The following is a 236-nucleotide window of genomic DNA, read 5'->3' on the forward strand; positions in this document are numbered from 1 at the left end:
CGCTGGACGAGTTCCGGGGGCAGCGGGCGGCGCAGCCCGGGGCGGGCCGGGGCGTCGGTGTTCTGGTCGTTCACGGGGAGTCCTGTTCCCGGGCAGCGCGCGGCGCCCGTGGTGGCGGGAGGTGTCAGCGGACGGCGGTCAGCGGGGCGCGGGGGGGGGGGGGGGGGGGGGGGGGGGGGGGGGGGGGGGGGGGGGGGGGGGGGGGGCCCGGGGGCCCGGGGGGGGGGGGGCCGGGC

This window comes from Saccharopolyspora sp. 6M (genome assembly GCF_020176775.1).
Taxonomy (GTDB): Bacteria; Actinomycetota; Actinomycetes; order Mycobacteriales; family Pseudonocardiaceae; genus Saccharopolyspora_C; species Saccharopolyspora_C gregorii.